Annotated in this window: 12 protein-coding genes; 7 read left to right on the forward strand and 5 right to left on the reverse strand. The window is 72.3% G+C overall.

Annotated elements, in window-relative coordinates; genetic code table 11:
• The first annotated feature begins 67 nt into the window (after positions 1 to 67).
• The 4 genes from ACSQ4M_RS23930 to ACSQ4M_RS23945 all read left to right on the forward strand — a co-directional run bounded on the left by ACSQ4M_RS23930 (position 68) and on the right by ACSQ4M_RS23945 (position 8,476).
• A complete protein-coding gene (locus ACSQ4M_RS23930; RefSeq protein ID WP_436194062.1) occupies positions 68 to 3,121 on the forward strand; it encodes an efflux RND transporter permease subunit in 3,054 nt (1,017 codons plus the stop codon).
• Positions 3,118 to 6,243 (forward strand): efflux RND transporter permease subunit, encoded by a 3,126-nt coding sequence (locus ACSQ4M_RS23935; RefSeq protein ID WP_436191904.1) that lies wholly within the window; start codon positions 3,118 to 3,120, stop codon positions 6,241 to 6,243. The genes ACSQ4M_RS23930 and ACSQ4M_RS23935 overlap by 4 nt, the downstream gene beginning before the upstream one ends.
• Positions 6,244 to 6,247: 4 nt before the next feature.
• Positions 6,248 to 7,645, forward strand: a complete 1,398-nt coding sequence (locus ACSQ4M_RS23940; protein ID WP_436191905.1) for an efflux transporter outer membrane subunit — start codon at positions 6,248 to 6,250, stop codon at positions 7,643 to 7,645.
• Between the two features lie 117 nt (positions 7,646 to 7,762).
• Positions 7,763 to 8,476 carry an aspartate/glutamate racemase family protein gene (locus ACSQ4M_RS23945; protein WP_436191906.1) on the forward strand — a complete coding sequence of 238 codons (714 nt, stop codon included), beginning with the start codon at positions 7,763 to 7,765 and terminating at the stop codon, positions 8,474 to 8,476.
• 13 nt (positions 8,477 to 8,489) lie between these two features.
• Here ACSQ4M_RS23945 and ACSQ4M_RS23950 read toward each other — a convergent pair whose 3' ends face one another.
• The 3 genes from ACSQ4M_RS23950 to ACSQ4M_RS23960 all read right to left on the reverse strand — a co-directional run bounded on the left by ACSQ4M_RS23950 (position 8,490) and on the right by ACSQ4M_RS23960 (position 11,829).
• On the reverse strand, positions 8,490 to 8,774 hold the full coding sequence (locus ACSQ4M_RS23950; RefSeq protein ID WP_436191907.1) for a hypothetical protein: 285 nt from the start codon (positions 8,772 to 8,774) through the stop codon (positions 8,490 to 8,492).
• A 144-nt stretch (positions 8,775 to 8,918) separates the two neighbouring features.
• On the reverse strand, positions 8,919 to 10,769 hold the full coding sequence (locus tag ACSQ4M_RS23955) for a PAS domain-containing protein (RefSeq protein WP_436191908.1): 1,851 nt from the start codon (positions 10,767 to 10,769) through the stop codon (positions 8,919 to 8,921).
• A gap of 178 nt (positions 10,770 to 10,947) precedes the next feature.
• Positions 10,948 to 11,829 (reverse strand): hypothetical protein, encoded by an 882-nt coding sequence (locus ACSQ4M_RS23960; RefSeq protein ID WP_436191909.1) that lies wholly within the window; start codon positions 11,827 to 11,829, stop codon positions 10,948 to 10,950.
• A gap of 89 nt (positions 11,830 to 11,918) precedes the next feature.
• On the opposite strand from ACSQ4M_RS23960, the gene ACSQ4M_RS23965 reads away from it, so the two are divergent.
• Together ACSQ4M_RS23965 and ACSQ4M_RS23970 are read left to right on the forward strand one after the other, a co-directional pair.
• The gene (locus ACSQ4M_RS23965; protein WP_436191910.1) at positions 11,919 to 12,161 is read left to right on the forward strand and encodes an EAL domain-containing protein; all 243 of its coding nucleotides are present in this window, start codon (positions 11,919 to 11,921) and stop codon (positions 12,159 to 12,161) included.
• Positions 12,162 to 12,254: 93 nt separating this feature from the next.
• Positions 12,255 to 12,512 carry a DUF4339 domain-containing protein gene (locus ACSQ4M_RS23970; protein ID WP_436191911.1) on the forward strand — a complete coding sequence of 86 codons (258 nt, stop codon included), beginning with the start codon at positions 12,255 to 12,257 and terminating at the stop codon, positions 12,510 to 12,512.
• Positions 12,513 to 12,519: 7 nt separating this feature from the next.
• Here ACSQ4M_RS23970 and ACSQ4M_RS23975 read toward each other — a convergent pair whose 3' ends face one another.
• Positions 12,520 to 14,058 (reverse strand): MFS transporter, encoded by a 1,539-nt coding sequence (locus ACSQ4M_RS23975; RefSeq protein ID WP_436191912.1) that lies wholly within the window; start codon positions 14,056 to 14,058, stop codon positions 12,520 to 12,522.
• A 107-nt stretch (positions 14,059 to 14,165) separates the two neighbouring features.
• On the opposite strand from ACSQ4M_RS23975, the gene ACSQ4M_RS23980 reads away from it, so the two are divergent.
• Positions 14,166 to 15,077 (forward strand): LysR substrate-binding domain-containing protein, encoded by a 912-nt coding sequence (locus ACSQ4M_RS23980; RefSeq protein ID WP_436191913.1) that lies wholly within the window; start codon positions 14,166 to 14,168, stop codon positions 15,075 to 15,077.
• A gap of 30 nt (positions 15,078 to 15,107) precedes the next feature.
• Here ACSQ4M_RS23980 and ACSQ4M_RS23985 read toward each other — a convergent pair whose 3' ends face one another.
• Positions 15,108 to 16,436 carry a chloride channel protein gene (locus ACSQ4M_RS23985; protein ID WP_436191914.1) on the reverse strand — a complete coding sequence of 443 codons (1,329 nt, stop codon included), beginning with the start codon at positions 16,434 to 16,436 and terminating at the stop codon, positions 15,108 to 15,110.
• Positions 16,437 to 16,614 lie beyond the last annotated feature (178 nt).

Below are 16,614 nucleotides of genomic sequence, written 5' to 3' on the forward strand. Positions count from 1 at the left end.
CGTGGCCGCCTCGCCTTCCTCCCTGTCGCGCCCCTTCATCCTGCGCCCGGTCGCCACGGCGCTGCTGATGCTGGCCGTGCTGATCGCGGGCCTGCTGGCCTGGCGCCAGCTGCCCGTGGCCGCGCTGCCGCAGGTGGACTACCCGGTCATCCAGGTCTTCACCTTCCAGCCCGGCGCCAGCCCCGACGTGACGGCGCGCACCGTCACCGCGCCGCTGGAGCGCCGGCTGGGCCAGATCCCGGGCCTGGCGCAGATGGCCTCCACCAGCTCGGCCGGCGCCTCGGTCATCACGCTCAGGTTCGCGCTGCAGGTCGACCTGGGCGTGGCCGAGCAGGAGGTGCAGGCCGCGATCCAGACCGCCGCGAGCCTCTTGCCCGCCGACCTGCCGACGCCGCCGATCTACCGCAAGGTCAACCCGGCCGACACGCCCATCCTGACGCTGGCCATCACGTCGGACACGCTGGCGCTGCCGCGCGTGGTCGACCTCGTGGACCAGCGCATGGCCGGCCAGCTCTCGCGCCTGCCCGGCGTGGGCCTGGTCAGCCTGGCCGGCGGCCAGCGCCCCGCCATTCGCGTGCAGGCCAACAGCCGCGCGCTGGCCGCCAACGGCCTCACGCTGGAGGAGCTGCGCAGCGCGATTGCCGCGGCCAACAGCAACCAGCCCAAGGGCAGCTTCGACGGCGCGATCCGCAGCACCATGCTGGACGCCAACGACCAGCTGCGCTCGGTGGAGGAGTACCGCCGGCTGGTCGTGGCCTGGAAGGATGGCGCACCGCTGCGCCTGGCCGATGTGGCGGAGGTCGGCGACGGCGCCGAGGACCGCTTCCTCGCCGCCTGGGCCGGCACGGCCTGCGCGCCGGAGCAGGCCTCCAGGTGCGGCCTGGCCCCGGCCGTGCTGCTCAACATCCAGCGCCAGCCCGGCGCGAACGTGATCGCCGTGGCCGAGCAGGTGCGCGCGCTGCTGCCGCAGCTCACGGCCACCTTGCCCGCTGCAGTCAAGGTGCAGATCGTGTCCGACCGCACCGAGAGCATCCGCGCCTCGGTGCGCGATGTGCAGAAGGAGCTGCTGTTCGCCATCGCGCTCGTGGTGCTCGTGACCTTCGTGTTCCTGCGCACGCTGCCCGCCACCATCATCCCCAGCGTGGCCGTGCCGCTGTCGCTGGTCGGCAGCTTCGCGGCCATGCTGCTGCTGGGCTATTCGCTGAACAACCTCACGCTGATGGCGCTGACGATCGCGACCGGCTTCGTCGTCGACGACGCCATCGTGATGCTGGAGAACATCGCGCGCCACCGCGAGGACGGTGCCGGCCCCATGGAGGCCGCGCTCAAGGGCGCGGGCGAGATCGGCTTCACCTTGGTCTCCTTGACGGTGTCGCTCGTGGCCGTGGTGATCCCGCTGCTGTTCATGGGCGATGTGGTGGGCCGGCTGTTCCACGAGTTCGCCGTCACGCTGGCCGTGGCCATCGGCATCTCCCTCGTGGTCTCGCTCACGCTGACGCCCATGATGGCCGCGCGCATGCTGACCAAGCCCGCGAAGCACGCCGAGCGCGACTGGCTCAGCTCGACCATCGCCCACTACGGCCGCGCGCTCGACTGGGTGCTGGCCCGCCAGCCGCTCGCGCTGCTGGCCATGCTCGCCACATTGGTGCTCACCGCCGGGCTCTACCTGGCCGTGTCCAAGGGCTTCTTCCCGGTGCAGGACGCGGGTGCCATCCAGGTCGTGACCGAGGCGCCGCAGAGTGTGTCCTTCACCGCCATGTCCGAGCGCCAGCAGGCCCTGGCCAGCGCGCTCCTGGCCGAACCGCCCGTGGCCAGCATCTCGTCCTTCATCGGCGTGGACGGCAACAACCCCACGCTCAACAGCGGGCGCATGCTGCTCACGCTGGCGCCGCATGCCGAGCGCAGCGTCTCGGCCGACCAGCTCATCGCCCGCCTGCGCACGCGTGCACTGCAGGTGCCTGGCATCCAGGCCTGGTTCCAGCCCGTGCAGGAACTCGGCATGGAAGACCGCGTGAGCCGCACGCAGTACCAGTTCACGTTGAGCTCGCCCGACAGCGCCCTGCTGGCCGACTGGACGCAGCGCATGCAGCAGGCCCTGGCGCAGCGCCCCGAGCTGGCCGATGTGGCGCACAACCTGCAACGCGAGGGCCTGCAGGCCAGCCTGGAGATCGACCGCGACGCCGCCGCACGCTTGGGCCTGCGCATGGCCGACATCGCCTCGGCCCTGCACAGCGCGTTCGGCCAGCGCCAGATCAGCACCATGTTCACGCACGCGAGCCAGTACCGCGTGGTGCTGGAGAGCGATGACGCGGCCGGCGGCGGCCTGCGCGCGCTGGAGGGCATCCATGTGAAGCCGGCCGGCACCGACGCGCGGCCCGTGCCCTTGTCGGCCGTCGCGCGCGTGGTCGAGCGCCGCGCGCCGCTGGCCATCGAGCACCAGGGCCAGTTCCCGGCCGTCACGCTGTCCTTCAACCTCGCGTCCGGCCATTCGCTGGGCGCGGCCGTGGCCGCCATCGCGGCTGTGCAGCAGCAGATCGCGCTGCCCGCCTCCGTGGAACTGCGTTTCCAGGGGGCGGCCGAGGCCTTCCGCAACTCTCTCGCCAACACGCTGTGGCTGGTCCTTGCGGCGGTGGTCGTGATGTACCTGGTGCTGGGCATGCTCTACGAAAGCGCCGTGCACCCGCTGACCATCCTGTCCACGCTGCCCTCGGCCACGGTCGGCGCGCTCGCCGCACTGCTGCTCATGGGCCGGCCGCTGGACCTGATCGCCGTGATCGGCATCGTGCTGTTGATCGGCCTGGTCAAGAAGAACGGCATCATGATGGTGGACTTCGCGCTCGACGCCCAGCGCCGCCTGGGCATGCCTGCGCGCGAGGCCATCCACCGCGCCGCGCTGCTGCGTTTCCGGCCCATCCTCATGACCACGCTGGCCGCGCTGTTCGGCGCCGTGCCGCTCATGCTGGCCAGCGGCTCGGGGGCCGAGCTGCGCCAGCCACTGGGCATCGTGATGGTGGGCGGGCTCATCGTCAGCCAGGTGCTCACGCTGTTCACGACGCCCGTGGTCTACCTGGCCTTCGACCGCCTGGGCAAGCGGCGCGCGCCGCAGGCGCAAGCTGCGTGAAGACCCTCTCGCGCTTCTTCATCCACCGGCCCGTGGCCAGCGCGATGCTGGCCATCGCGGTGCTGCTCGCGGGTGCGTTGGCCCTGCGCCTCTTGCCCGTGGCGCCGCTGCCGCGCGTGGACTTCCCGGTGGTCCAGGTGCGCGCCAACCTGCCCGGCGCCAGCCCCGAGAGCATGGCCGCCACCGTGGCCGGCCCGCTGGAGCGCGCGCTGGGCAGCATCGCGGGCGTGCAGCGCATCCAGTCCAGCAGCAACCAGGGCGCGACCAGCGTGACGCTGGAGTTCGACCTCGACCGCAACGTGGACGAGGCCGCGCGCGAGGTGCAGGCCGCCATCAACGCCGCGCGCAGCCAGCTGCCCTCGGGCATGCGCGAGAACCCGGGCTTTGTGAAGGTCAACCCCTCGCAGTCGCCCATCATGGCGCTGGCCCTGTCCTCGCCCCGGCTGCCGTCATCAAAGCTCTACGACAACGCCTCCACCATCCTGGCGCAGAAGATCGCGCAGATCGTCGGCGTGGGCGAGGTCAGCGTGGACGGCGCCGCGCTGCCGGCCGTGCGCGTGCAGCTCAACCCAGAGGCGGTGGCGCACCGCGGCATGACGCTGGAGGATGTGCGCAGCGCGCTGGCCGACGCCAACGCCTGGCAGCCGCTGGGCCAGGTCGAGCAGGACGCCCGGCGCTGGCAGCTCACGCTGGCCGCGCCGCTGCGCACCGCGGCCGATTTCGCGCAGCTGGTGGTGCGGCACGATGCCAACGCGCTGGTGCGCCTGTCCGATGTGGCCGAGGTCACGGACGCCACCGAGAACCGCTACGCCAGCGGCTACCACAACGACCGCCCGGCCGTGGTGCTGCTGATCAGCCGCCGCGCCGACGCCAACATCGTGCAGACCACGGATGCCATCCGCGCCCAGCTGCCGCAGCTGCGCGCGCTGCTGCCGGCCGACACCGAGCTGCGCGTGGTGATGGACCGCTCGCCCGGCATCCGCGCCACGCTGCGCGAGGCACAGTTCACGCTGCTGCTGTCCTGCGCTCTCGTGGTGGCCGTGGTCTGGGCCTTCCTCGCCAACCTGCGCTCCGCGCTGATCCCCGCGCTGGCCCTGCCGGTCTCGCTGGTCGGCGCCTTCGCCGTGATGTGGTGGCAGGGCTTTTCGCTCAACAACCTCTCGCTGATGGCGCTGATCGTGGCCGCCGGCCTGGTGGTGGACGACGCCATCGTGGTGCTGGAGAACATCCAGCGCCACATCGAGCGTGCGCGCGCCGCCCAGGCCGCGGCTGGCCAGCGCGAGGTCGGCCGGCGCACGGTCTGGCGCGCGGCCCTGCGCGGCGCGGGCGAGGTCGGCTTCACGCTGGTGGCCATGAACCTCGCGCTGGTCGTGGTCTTCGTCTCCACGCTGTTCATGGGCGGCGTGGTCGAGCGGCTGTTCCGCGAGTTCGCCATCACGCTGGTGGCGGCCATGCTGATCTCGCTGGCCGTCTCGGTCACGCTCACGCCGGCACTGTGCGCGCACGGACTGCCGGCCGGCCCGCCGAAGCCACCGGGCCGCGCCGCACGCTGGTTCGCCGGCCTGCTGGCCGACCTGCAGCACGGCTACGCGCGCAGCCTGGGCTTCGCACTGCGCCACCGCATCCTCACGCTGGGCCTGCTGGCCATCACCGTGGCGCTCAACGTCTGGCTCTACCTGGCCATCCCCAAGGGCATGCTGCCCCAGCAGGACACGGGCCAGATCGGCGGTTTCGTGCGCGGCGACGACGCCTTCTCGTTCCAGGTCATGCAGCCCAAGATCGACACCTTCCGCAAGCTGCTGGTGGCCGACCCCGGCGTGGCCGACGTGACCGGCTCCAGCGGGGGGCGCGGCGGCATCAGCAACTCCTTCTTCCGGATTCGGCTCAAGCCGCTCGCGGAGCGCGGCGAGCCGGCCGCCAACGTGGCAGCCCGGCTGCGCGCGGCCGCGCCGGCTGTGGCCGGCGGCATCCTGATCCTGTGGGTGGACCAGGACATCCGCCTGTCCAGCCAGGGCGGCGATGGGGAATACCTGTTCGTGATGCGTTCCGATTCGCTCGAAGACCTGCGTCGCTGGACGCGGCCGGTCGGCGAGGCGCTGCGCCAGCTGCCCGAGCTCGTGGGCGTGGACATCCCGGGCGGCGAGGAGGCGCAGCAGGTGGTGCTGGAGGTCGACCGCGAGGCCGCGCGCCGGCTCGGCGTGCGCATGGAAACCATCGCATCCGCCCTCAACAACGCCTTCTCGCAACGCCAGGTGGCCACCCTCTACGACCCGCTCAACCAGTACCGCGTGGTCATGGAAGCCGATCCGCGCAACGCCAGCGAGCCCGCCGCGCTGGCCCAGGTGCAGCTGCGGGGCGAGGCCGGCCAGCGCGTGCCGCTCAGCGCAGTCGCCAGCTGGCGCTACGGCCTCACGCGCGACCGCGTGTTCCACGACGCGCAGTCCGCTGCCATCGGCATCGGCTACGGCCTGGCACCCGGCATCTCGCTGCAGCAGGCGCAGCAGGCCATCGAACGCGCCGTGGGCGGCGTCATGCTGCCGGCCAGCATCAGCACCGGCGAGAGCGGCGAAGACCCCGGCAGCCTGCAGGCCACGCTCCGGCGCCAGCCGCTCTTGATCCTCGCGGTGCTGGTGACGGTCTACCTGGTGCTGGGCATGCTCTACGAGAGCACGCTGCACCCGCTCACCATCCTGTCCACGCTGCCCTCGGCCGGCGTGGGCGCGCTGCTCGCGCTCAGGCTGTCGGGCACCGAGTTCAGCCTGATCGCGCTGCTGGGCCTGTTCCTGTTGATCGGCGTGGTCATGAAGAACGCCATCCTCATGATCGATTTCGCGCTCGCTGCGCAACGCGGACAGGGCCTGGCGCCCGGGGCCGCCATCCATGCGGCGGCGCTGCGCCGGCTGCGCCCGATCCTGATGACCAACCTCGCCGCGCTGCTGGGCGCCATGCCGCTGGTGCTGGGCCTGGGCGAAGGCTCCGAACTGCGGCGCCCGCTGGGTATCGCCATCGTCGGCGGCCTGGCCGTGAGCCAGCTGCTGACGCTCTACACCACGCCCGTGGTCTACCTTGCCCTGGAACGCCTGCGCCAGCGCCTCAGCGGCCACGCGAGCGCGCCCGCCTGACACCATGCCCGAGCACCACTGCGCCCGCCCTGCCCTTGCCATCCTGACCACGCTGCTGCTGAGCGCCTGTGCCAGCACGCCCGAATACCAGGCACCGCAGATCGCGCTGCCGGCGGCTTTCGTGCATGCCGCACCCGCCGCCACCGCGCCAGACATCGCCACCGACTGGTGGAACGCCTATGCCGACGCCGAGCTCGACCGGTTGCTGCGCCGGGTGAGCCAGGCCAACGCCGAACTCGCGCAGGCCGAGGCCCGCTGGCGCCAGGCGCTGGCCCTGGTCGATGCCGCGCGCGCGCTGGACCGGCCGCAGCTCGGTGCCAGCGCGGCCGCCACGCGCAGCGGCGCGAGCCGCGGCAGCCCTGCCACCGGCGCCGGAACGGCGCTGTCCACCGGCTTCACGCTGGCCTGGACGCCCGACCTCTGGGGCCGCGTGGCACAGCAGCGCAACGCCGCCGAGGCCGGCGTCCAGGCCCAGGCCGCGCTGCTGGATGCCGCGCGGCTGGCGCTGCAGCTGTCGGCCGCGCAGGGCTATGTGCGGCTGCGCGCGCTCGACGCGCAGCTGGCCTTGCAGGCCCGAGCAGAAACGGCCTACGCGCGCTCTTTGGCCCTCACGCGCGCGCAGTACCAGGCCGGCCTGGTGGCGCGCGCCGACGTCATCCAGGCCGAGACCCAGTTGCAGTCGCTGCGCACCCAGGTCTTCTCCATCGGCCGCCAGCGCGCGCTCCAAGCCAATGCCCTGGCGCTGCTGGCCGGCGCCACGCCCGCCGAACTGCGCATTGCCGCGCACGACCAGGCCCTGCCGACCCTGCCGGCCGTGCCCACCGCGCTGCCGGCCGAGCTGTTGCGCCGCCGCCCCGACCTGGCCGCTGCCGAACGGCAACTGGCGGCCGCCCACGCGCAGTGGGGTGTCTCCCAGCGGGCCTGGCTGCCGGACCTCACGCTGTCGGCCAGCGGCGGCCTGCAAGGCGGCAGCCTGGCCAGCCTGCTGGACGCGCCGGTGCGCGTTTGGTCGCTGGGCCCGTCCCTGGCCGCCACCCTGTTCGACGGCGGCACACGCCGCGCCGCCGAGGCCCAGGCCCTGGCCGTCTACGACGCACAGGCCGCGGCCTGGCGCGCCGGCGTGCTGGCCGCCGTGCGCGAGACCGAGGACGCGCTGGCCCAGCTGGCCCTTCTTTCCGAGCAGGAGCGCGAGCAGCAGCGCCTGGTGGCGCTGGCAGCCGAGAACGAACAGGTCATCGGCTACCGCTACGCCGCAGGCGAGATCAGCTTCCTCGAAGTCGCGACGGCGCAGAATCTCGCGCTGACGGCACGCCGCGGGCTGCTGGACGTGCAGGCCGACCGGCTGGCTGCGAGCATGGCGCTGGTGGCGGCACTGGGCGGAGGCTGGCAGCCTGCGCGCTGAGGCCTGCGCATTGGCACGGACGGCCAGCCGCTACAGTGGCCCTTCGCCCTGGCGACGGGCTGCCATGCCCCGTCCGCGGACACCGCGGAACGGCCGATCGATTGCAAGGTGGAACACATGAAGACCATTGGCCTGTTGGGCGGCATGAGCTGGGAATCGACGGTTCCCTACTACCGCCAGATCAACGAGACCGTCAAGGCGCGCCTGGGCGGGCTGCACTCGGCCCGGCTGATCCTGTACAGCGTCGATTTCCACGAGATCGAGCAACTGCGGCACGCGGGCGACTGGGAACAAGCCGGCGCCGTGCTGGCCGAAGCCGCCTGCGCGCTGGAGCGCGCAGGTGCCGATTTCCTGGTCCTGTGCACCAACACCATGCACAAGGTGGCGCCGCGCATCGAATCGGCGGTGGGCATTGCGCTGCTGCACATTGCCGATCCCACGGCGGCGGCGGTCCAGGCCGCCGGCCATTCGACCGTGGGGCTGCTCGGCACCCGGTTCACGATGGAGCAGCCCTTCTACCGCGACCGGCTGGTCGAGCGCCATGGCCTCCAGGTGATCGTTCCGGACGCCGAGGACCGCGCCTGCGTCCACCGCATCATCTACGAAGAGCTGTGCCTGGGCGTCGTGCGGCCGCAGTCGCGCCAGGCGTTCCAGCAGGTGCTGGCCCGGCTCACGGCCCGGGGGGCGCAGGCCGTCATCCTGGGGTGCACGGAGATCTCGCTGCTGATCGGCCCACAGGATGCCGAGGTGCCGCTGTTCGACACCACGGCCATCCATGCCCGCGCGGCGGCGGAGCAGGCCCTGGCCGGTTGTCGTGTGGCGACGGCTTGAGCGGCGGGGCCGGCTACCATTCCAGCGCGCCGCGCGCGGAGTCGCGCGTCAGCGCCAGCCGGGCCCGGCCGAGCGCAGAGATCCTGCGCACCACCGCGATCTTCCCCGCGTCGACCGGCGAACGGCCGACGCCGCCTTCAACCAGGCCGGCGCGCAGCAGTGCCTCGATCTCCGCCACCAGCGCCGGGGTAGCGACGCGGAAAGGAAAGTTCGCCCTCTCGATCCGGCGCAGAACGTCCAGCAACGCGCCATCGCCGTTCGCCGCAGCCCCCTGTTCTTCGCGCTCTTCATCGGCCACGTCGCCTCCCTGTTCATGTCTTCTCCGATCTTAGAGAAGGCGCGTGGCATGCCTGCCCACCTTGGCTGGCAAACCTGACAGGTCGACCGTGGGACATGGCCCCCGATCACCCCTGTGCGCCCCGCGCCATGGGGCGTCGGTCCTTCAGCGGCCCGGCGTGCCGTGCAACAGCGCATCGGCACGGGTCAGCAGCAAGGTCCAGGGCTGGCCCGGCTGCAGGCCCCAGGCCACGCCGACGCGCGCGGCACCTGCCACCTGCAGCGATTCGATCTCGAAAGGGTCCTGTGCCGCAGCGCTGACCTTGTCGGCGACCGCGCCCGCATGCAGGGCGTCCGCGATGCCGGCCAGCACGACGGCGAAGGTGCTGCGACCCAGGCGGGCGACCGCATCCCCGGGCCGCACCAGGCCACCCAGCCGCTGCGCGAACAGCTGCAGCAGCCGGTCGCCCACGGCCGGGCCATCGTGCACCTGGGCCGGGGCCGGCGGCGCGAGTTCGATGCACAGCACCGCCAGCCTGGCGCCGCCGTTCTCGGCCATCTGGCGCTCCATGTAGGCGACGAGCCCGGCGCGGTTCAACAGGCCTGTCAGCGCATCGCGCTGGCTTGCAGGCATCGGCCGGCCTGCCTCGATGCGGTGCTGGCGCACGGCATGGGCGACCTGGACGAAGCCGTCCGTGCGGCCCGGCTCGTTCCACAGCGGGATGCAGGTGACGGCCCAGTGCGCACCGTCGCGGCGGCCGACGCATTCCGTCTCAAAGCTCACGGTCTCGCCAGCGGCCACACGTTCGAGCCACGGCTGGCTGCGCTCGTACTCCACACGGCCCAGCACGTCGGCCAGCGGCCGGCCCAGGATCTCCGCGCGGCTTGCGCCGCACCACTGCTTGAAGCCGCCATTGGCGAACTGCAGGACGCCATGGCGGTCGACGACGGACACATTGGCCGGCACGGCTTCCACCACCGCGCGCAGCGTGGCGCCCTGGCGCGCCACCAGTTGCTCCAGCCCCTTGCGCTCGGTCACGTCCTGGAAGGCGCCCAGCATGCGCACAGGCCGGCCGTCCTCGCACACGACCTCGCCGACTGCCCGCACCCAGATCGTCCGGCCCTTGGCCGTGACCAGGCGCAGCTCCAGGTCCCAGGGGCGCGCGGTGCGCATGCCGGCGTCGATGGCCTCGCGGATGGCCGCCCGCGACTCCGGGGCATAGAAGTCGATCGCGTGGTCGACCGTGGGCACGAAGGCGTCGTCCACCTCGTGGATCCTGCGCGTCTGCTCGGACCAGGTGAGGCGCTCGCTGCGCAGATCCAGCGTCCATCCGCCGATGCCCGCGACAAGACCGGCCTGGGCCTGGAACTGCTGGCTGGTGCGCAAGGCTTCCTCCGCACGCGCGCGCCCGCCCGTGCTGTCGCCGGCGCGGTGCAGCAGCGCATAGGCCAGTTGGTCATCGACCGGCGCATCGGCACACAGACCGCGTTCGGCCAGCGCCTGGGCGCGCGCGGCCACCTGGCGCGGGGCGGCGTCGGCCAGGCGCGCCTGCTCGCGCACCAGCGCACCGCGCATTTCCAGAGCCTGGGTGGCGATGCGCGCCAGCGACCTCAGCGTGTCGAGCTGCCCTCCGTCCAGCGCACGCGGGTGGTGATCGATCACGCACAGCGTGCCGACCCGCGCGCCATCGCCCAGCACGAGGGGCGCACCGGCATAGAAGCGGACATGCGGCGGGCCGCGCACGCTCGGCTTGTCCCGAAAGCGCACATCCCGCGCTGCGTCGGGCACCAGCAGCAGCTGGTCGTCCTCGATGGCGTGGTTGCAGAACGCCGCATCCCTGGCCGTCTCCGTGACCCCGGGCATCCCGACCTGGGCCTTGAACCACTGGCGCTGCACGTCGATCAGGCTCAGCAAGGCGATGGGCGTGCCGCAGGCCCGCGCAGCCATGCGAACGATGGTGTCGAAGACTTCCTCCGGCGCGCTGTCCAGCACGGACAGCCCGTGCAGGGAAGACAAGCGTTGCGTTTCCGACAATGGGGCTGCCGCGCAATGGTGCATTGGCACTGCTTCCTTTCCAGGACGGACGAACGGAATCTGGCCTCAGACAGAGTGTGTCCAGGCAGGCGCGCACCGTGTGCCGGACAAACGAGACACCTGCCGTCGGCCGTCGACCTGCCGACGGCCCGCCACCCCCTCAATGCAGCCAGGAAAGCGACGCCCCCATGCCTGCGCTCCAGCCCCCAGACGCCCATTGGGGCGGCATGGCCCGCGGCAAGGCACTGCAGCCCGGCACATTGGCGCTCCACGCAGCGGCAGGCTTGAGCAGTTCCAGCGCGCACCCGAGCGCGCGCGCAAAGCCTTGCTCTGCCGCATGGTGGACCGCTTGGAGCGGGAACGGCGCAGCGGCATCCCGCGCGCAGCGCGCGATGCCGACCAGAAGGACCACATGGTCCTGCAGGCGCAGCTCGGTCTGCTCGACCAGTGCGATGTGCGCGCGCGTTGCAGCATGCCGCTGCGCCACGGCCGTGGCGAGGGCCTGCATGGCCGCGCCATGACGGCCGGCGCACAGGTGCAGCTTGAGCAGGTGCACCTCGCCCAGGGTCAGGAACATGGCCTCGTGCGCACTGAGCAACCAGGGCAGCACGGCGATCTCGGCATCCGGAGCCAGCTGGTACCGGCCCAGCGCGTGGACGACTGCGGCGAGCTGCTCGCCGGCCAGCGGGGTCGACCGGTGGCGCGGACGCTCCTGTCCGGCGATGGCCATGGGCAGCGCGAACAGATGCGCGCGCCGGCCATCCTGCGCCGCGACATGCTCTTCGCTGCAGCGGACTGCGGCCGCATAAATCTGCGAACGCAGCGCGGCGCTGGCGATGGCGCCCCCGCCCTGCGACGCCGCGAGCGCCACCAGGCTTTGCAGCGCATCGGGCGGCAGACCGTCGACCATGTGGCTCAAGTTCGCCACCATCGCGTCCTCGTCGCACTGCCGGCACAGCACGCGCTCGGCGTGCCGGCGCAACAAGCTTGCGCTCGCCGCCAGCATGCACTGCGTCGCTGGCTGCTTTTCGACTGGCTCCATGCCGTGCCTCCTGCGCTGTTCGATGCCCATGCAAGCTTGCAGCCGGTCCGGACGCAAGACATCCTTCAAATCGAGGAGAGTCCTGAAATTTGTGTGCAAACAAGCGACGGCGGCCCGCCCATGACGAACCGGTCCAGAGGCGGCTGCACGAGCTGGTGGAAGCCACCATCAAGGTCGCCAGGGGCCTGAACTTCCGCGCCGTGGCCGAAGGCATCGAGACCGCGGGTCAGGCGGAGATGCTGCGCGCGATGGCGTGCGACAAGGGCCAGGGCTATCTGTTCGCGCGGCCCCTGCAGGTCGATGCGTTCGAGGCCTGGCTGCGGCAGCGGTAGGCGCAGGCGCACCCACCGCGCAGGCCGCCGCGCCACGGAACTTCCTCTTTCCTGCGGATTCCCAATGCCGTCGTCGTCTGCTACGTTGCCTGCATGAACACCTTTGACGCACCGGACGGATCCTGGTGGTACATGTCCGCGCAGGAAAAGCGCGGCCCCGTCGCCACCGAGCGGCTCCAGCAACTGCATGCGGCGGGGCGCATCGCTGGCGACACCCTGGTCTGGCGCCAGGAGCCTTCGCCCATGGCCGCGGCCTGGCAACCACTGCATGTGGTGCTGGCCCGGCGCCTGCAGCCACCGCTGTTGCGCTCGGGCGCCGAGGCGCGGCCCGTGGAGCGGCAACCGTCGTAGCCGTGGATCAGGCCGTGGCCGCGGCCCCCGCAGCGGGGTGCGGCCGGCGCAGCACCGCCCAGCTGGCCACCGCCGTGAGCCAGACGGCCACCGCGCCGTACAGCATCACCGCGCCGAAGCCCTGCGTGACGGCAGCCTGCAGCGCCGTGCCCGCCGCGTCCGGCCCGGCCAGCGCCGCCAGCGCCTGACGGGCGCCTGCCACATTGCCACCCGCCAACTGCTCGGCGAGTGCGCGCAGCTGCGGTACCGGCACGCCCTGCCCCAGCACCGTGCGCAGCGCCGCCGCGATGCCGGCCACCAGCACCCCGCCCATCGCCGCGATGTTGAGCGCCAAGCTGATGAGCCGTGCACTGGTGTCCATGCCCGAGGCCATGCCCACGCGCTCGGGCGGCACGGCGGAAGTCGTCATGTTGGTCGCCGGTGTGGTCGTCAGGCCCAGGCCGATGCCGGCGAGCAAGGCGCCGGGCAGCACCGTCCAGCCGCCCAGCTCGGCGAAGCGGCTGCCCCATTGCATGCCCACGAAGCCCAGGCCGATCGCGAACAGCCCCGCCGGGATCACGGTGCGCGCCTGGTAGCGCAGCAGCAGCCACTGCGCGATGGGCGGCATCACGAGGAAGGGCACGGTGTAGACCAGCAGCGCCAGCCCCGTGGCCGTGGTGTCCCAGCCCAGGCCGGCGGTGAAGTACAGCGGCAGGTAGACCATGAAGGGCCAGTAGCTGCAGTTCATGCCCACGCAGCCCAGGATGGCACCCGAGAAGTCGCGGATGCGGAACACCGAGAAATCGAACATCGGGTGCGGATGCCGGCGCTCGGCCACGACGAAGCCCGCCAGGCCCGCCAGCGCGGCGGCCAGCAGGCCCAGCGCGGCCGGGCTGGTCCAGCCCAGGCTGGCGCCCTGTGTGATGAGCCAGCTCAGCCCCAGCACGGCCACGGTCAGCGTGGCGATGCCGGCCCAGTCCAGGCGCTGCTGGCGCGCCTGCGGGTCGCTGGACTCGGCCACGCCGGCGCGGACCAGCACCAGGCACACCAGCGCCAGCGGCGCGTGCACGAGGAAGACCCAGTGCCAGCTGGCCAGCGCCACGATGGCACCGCCCACCACCGGTCCGAAGCCCAGGCCGATGCCGGCCACCACGCCCCACACCGCGAAGGCCCGCGCCCGCGCCCTGCCCTCGGGAAACTGGTGCGACAGGATGGCGATGGAGCAGATGAACATGGCGCCGCCGGCCAGGCCCTGGACGAAGCGGGCGGCGATCAGCGCGGGCATGTGCGGCGCCAGGCCGCACAGCAGCGAGGCGATGCCGAAGGCCGCCACGCTCAGCCCGAACACGCGGCGCCGGCCATAGCGGTCGGCCAGGGTGCCCGTGGCCATGAGCACCGTGGTGCAGGCGATGGTGTAGGCGTTCATGGTCCATTGCAGGTCCTGGAAGCCGGCCCGCAGTTGCGCCTCCAGCACCGGCAGGATGATGGGCACGCTGGAGATCTCCAGTCCGAACAGCAGGGCGGCGAGGCAGGTGGCGGACAGCGCGAGGGCGGGATGGGTCGGCATGGGCAGCAGGGAGCAAGCGAGGATGGGCATTCTCAAGACCCCTCACCCATGATGCAAATGATGAATTTTTCTGGGATTCAGTGCCGAGATTCATTAATCTCGCAGCCATGAGCTACGACACCGGCCTGCTGCAGGCCTTCATCGCCGTGCACGCGGCCCAGGGGTTCACGCGCGCGGCCGAGCAGTTGCACCTCACGCAGTCGGCGGTCAGCCACCAGATCCGGCGGCTGGAGGAACTCGTGGGCCGCCCGCTGTTCCTGCGCACCACGCGCAGCCTGCGCCTGACGGCCGACGGCGAGGACTTCCTGCGCCTGGCGCAGCGCATCCTGCAGGCGCAGGAGGCGCTGGCGCGGCATTTCCGCTGCTCGCCGATCGAGGGCACGGTGCGCTTTGGCGTGCCCGAGAGCTTCATGCGCGAAGGCCTGCCGCAGCTGCTGCGCCAGTTCGCGCGCAGCTGCCCCAAGGTGCGGCTGGAGGTCAGCGTGGGCCTCACGCTGGACCTGGCCAGCATGGTGCGCGAGCGCGAGCTCGACCTGGCCGTCGTGGTGGCGCAGCCGGGCGCGGCAGCGGGCCGGCTGCTGCAGCGCGAGCCCATGGTCTGGGCCGCGGCCGAAGGCTTCGCCTGGTCGCGCGCGGACTCGCTGCCGCTGGCCTACTCGCCGCCGCCCTGCGTGTGCCGCCAGATCGCCATGGACGCGCTGAACCAGGCCGGCATCGCCTGGCATGCGGCCTTCAGCTCGCACAGCCTGCACGACCTGCGCGCGGTCGCGCTGAGCGGCCTGGCGGTGGCCCCGTTCACGCGCGACAACCTGCGTCCGGGCATGCGGGTGCTCGACACCAAGGACGGTCTGCCGCCACTGCCCATGCTGGACTTCACGCTGGTCTACAGCGAGGACGCAGCCGGCCAGCACGACCCGGCCGTGCGCGAACTGGGCCGGCTCATCGAGCAGGCCGGCTGGGCCCGGCAGGGCCAGCCGGCCCGGTCGCCGCGCCGCGCGCCGGCCGCCGCTGTGGGCTGAGCGGCACGCCCCGGCGGCCGGGCGCGCGGTTCAAGGCCTGGGCGCGTTCGCGCGGGAAGCCGCTGCCACCATGTGCTCGGCCAGCGTCGCGTACAGGGGCCGGCTGAGCATGCGCGACACCAGGCTCGCGAGCATGGCGGTGGCCATGAGGCTCAGCACCATGGAGTGCCCGTCCACCATCTCCATCACGATGATGAAGGCCGTCAGCGGCGCCTGCGTCACGGCGGCCAGGAAGCCGGTCATGCCCATGGCGATCAGCGCCGGCCCCAGCCCCGGCGCGGCCAGCTGCGCGATGCCGTCGCCGATGCCCGCGCCGATGGACAGCGAGGGCGCGAAGATGCCTCCCGGCACGCCGCACCAGGCCGTGAGCCAGGTGGCGATGAACTTGAGCAGCGTGTACAGCGGCGACAGCTCGTCGTGGCCGGCCAGCATCTGCTTGACGGCGTCCGAACCCGCACCGAAGGTGGCACCGCCGGTGGCCAGGCCGATGGCGGCCACCAGCAGCCCGCCGGCGGCCGCGAAGCGCACCGGCCAGCGTGCGCGCCACCGGTTCAGGCGCTGCGGCGATCCGGTCAGCGAGGCGATCATCAGACGCGCGAACAGGCCGCCCGCCACGCCGCTGGCCAGCGCCACCAGCAGGCCGGGCCCGAACAGGTCCCAGCCCAGCGCCGGCACGCGGATGATGCCGAAGTAGCTGGTGTTGCCGAAGGCCGAGACGCCGACCAGGCCGGCCAGCACGATGCCCGTGATGATGAGGCCGCTGGCACGCGCCTCGAGCCGGCCCGAGAGCTCCTCGATGGCGAACACCACGCCCGCCAGCGGCGCATTGAAGGCCGCCGCGATGCCGGCGGCGCCGCCGGCGATCAGCAGTGCCCGCGTGTCGATCTGGCTGCCGGGCGACAACCAGCGCCGCGCGTGCTGCATGACGCCGGCGGCCACCTGCACCGAGGGGCCTTCGCGCCCGATCGACAGGCCCGCCGCGAAGCCTGCGACGCCCAGCCCGATCTTGGCCAGGGTCAGGCGCAGCGAGGCGAACAGGCCGCGCTGCCCGGGCAGCACGGCGGGGTCGAGCGCGGCCTTGATCTGCGGGATGCCCGAGCCGCCGGCGCCGGGAAACCAGCGCCGCGTGGCCCAGACGATGCCGGCGGTCAGCGCGGGCGTCCACAGCAGCACGGCCCAGGGCTGGGCATGGTGCAGGCGCTCGAACCAGCCGAAGGCCCATTCGGCCGCCACGGTGAAACCCACGACGAAGAGCCCGGCGGCGATTGCATAGCCCAGCACGATCGCGCGGTCGAGCCACAGGCGCCAGCTGGAGAACTCGGCGCGCAGGTTCTGGAAGAAATCGGGCTCTTGGTGCATCGGGGGGATTTTGGCAGCGGCGTCGGCGCCGGCCGGCCGACCCGCGTGGCGGGGCTACAAGCCGCAGGCCTCCATCCACGACGCCGCCCACCAGGCCGAGCGCGCGCGCCTCGGCCGTGCTGAAGATCCAGGCGCTCCGCCACCGGCAGCCCGCGGCGCAGGGTCGGCAGGCGTCCTA

The organism is Pseudorhodoferax sp. LjRoot39 (assembly GCF_964253035.1).
GTDB lineage: Bacteria > Pseudomonadota > Gammaproteobacteria > Burkholderiales > Burkholderiaceae_C > Pseudorhodoferax.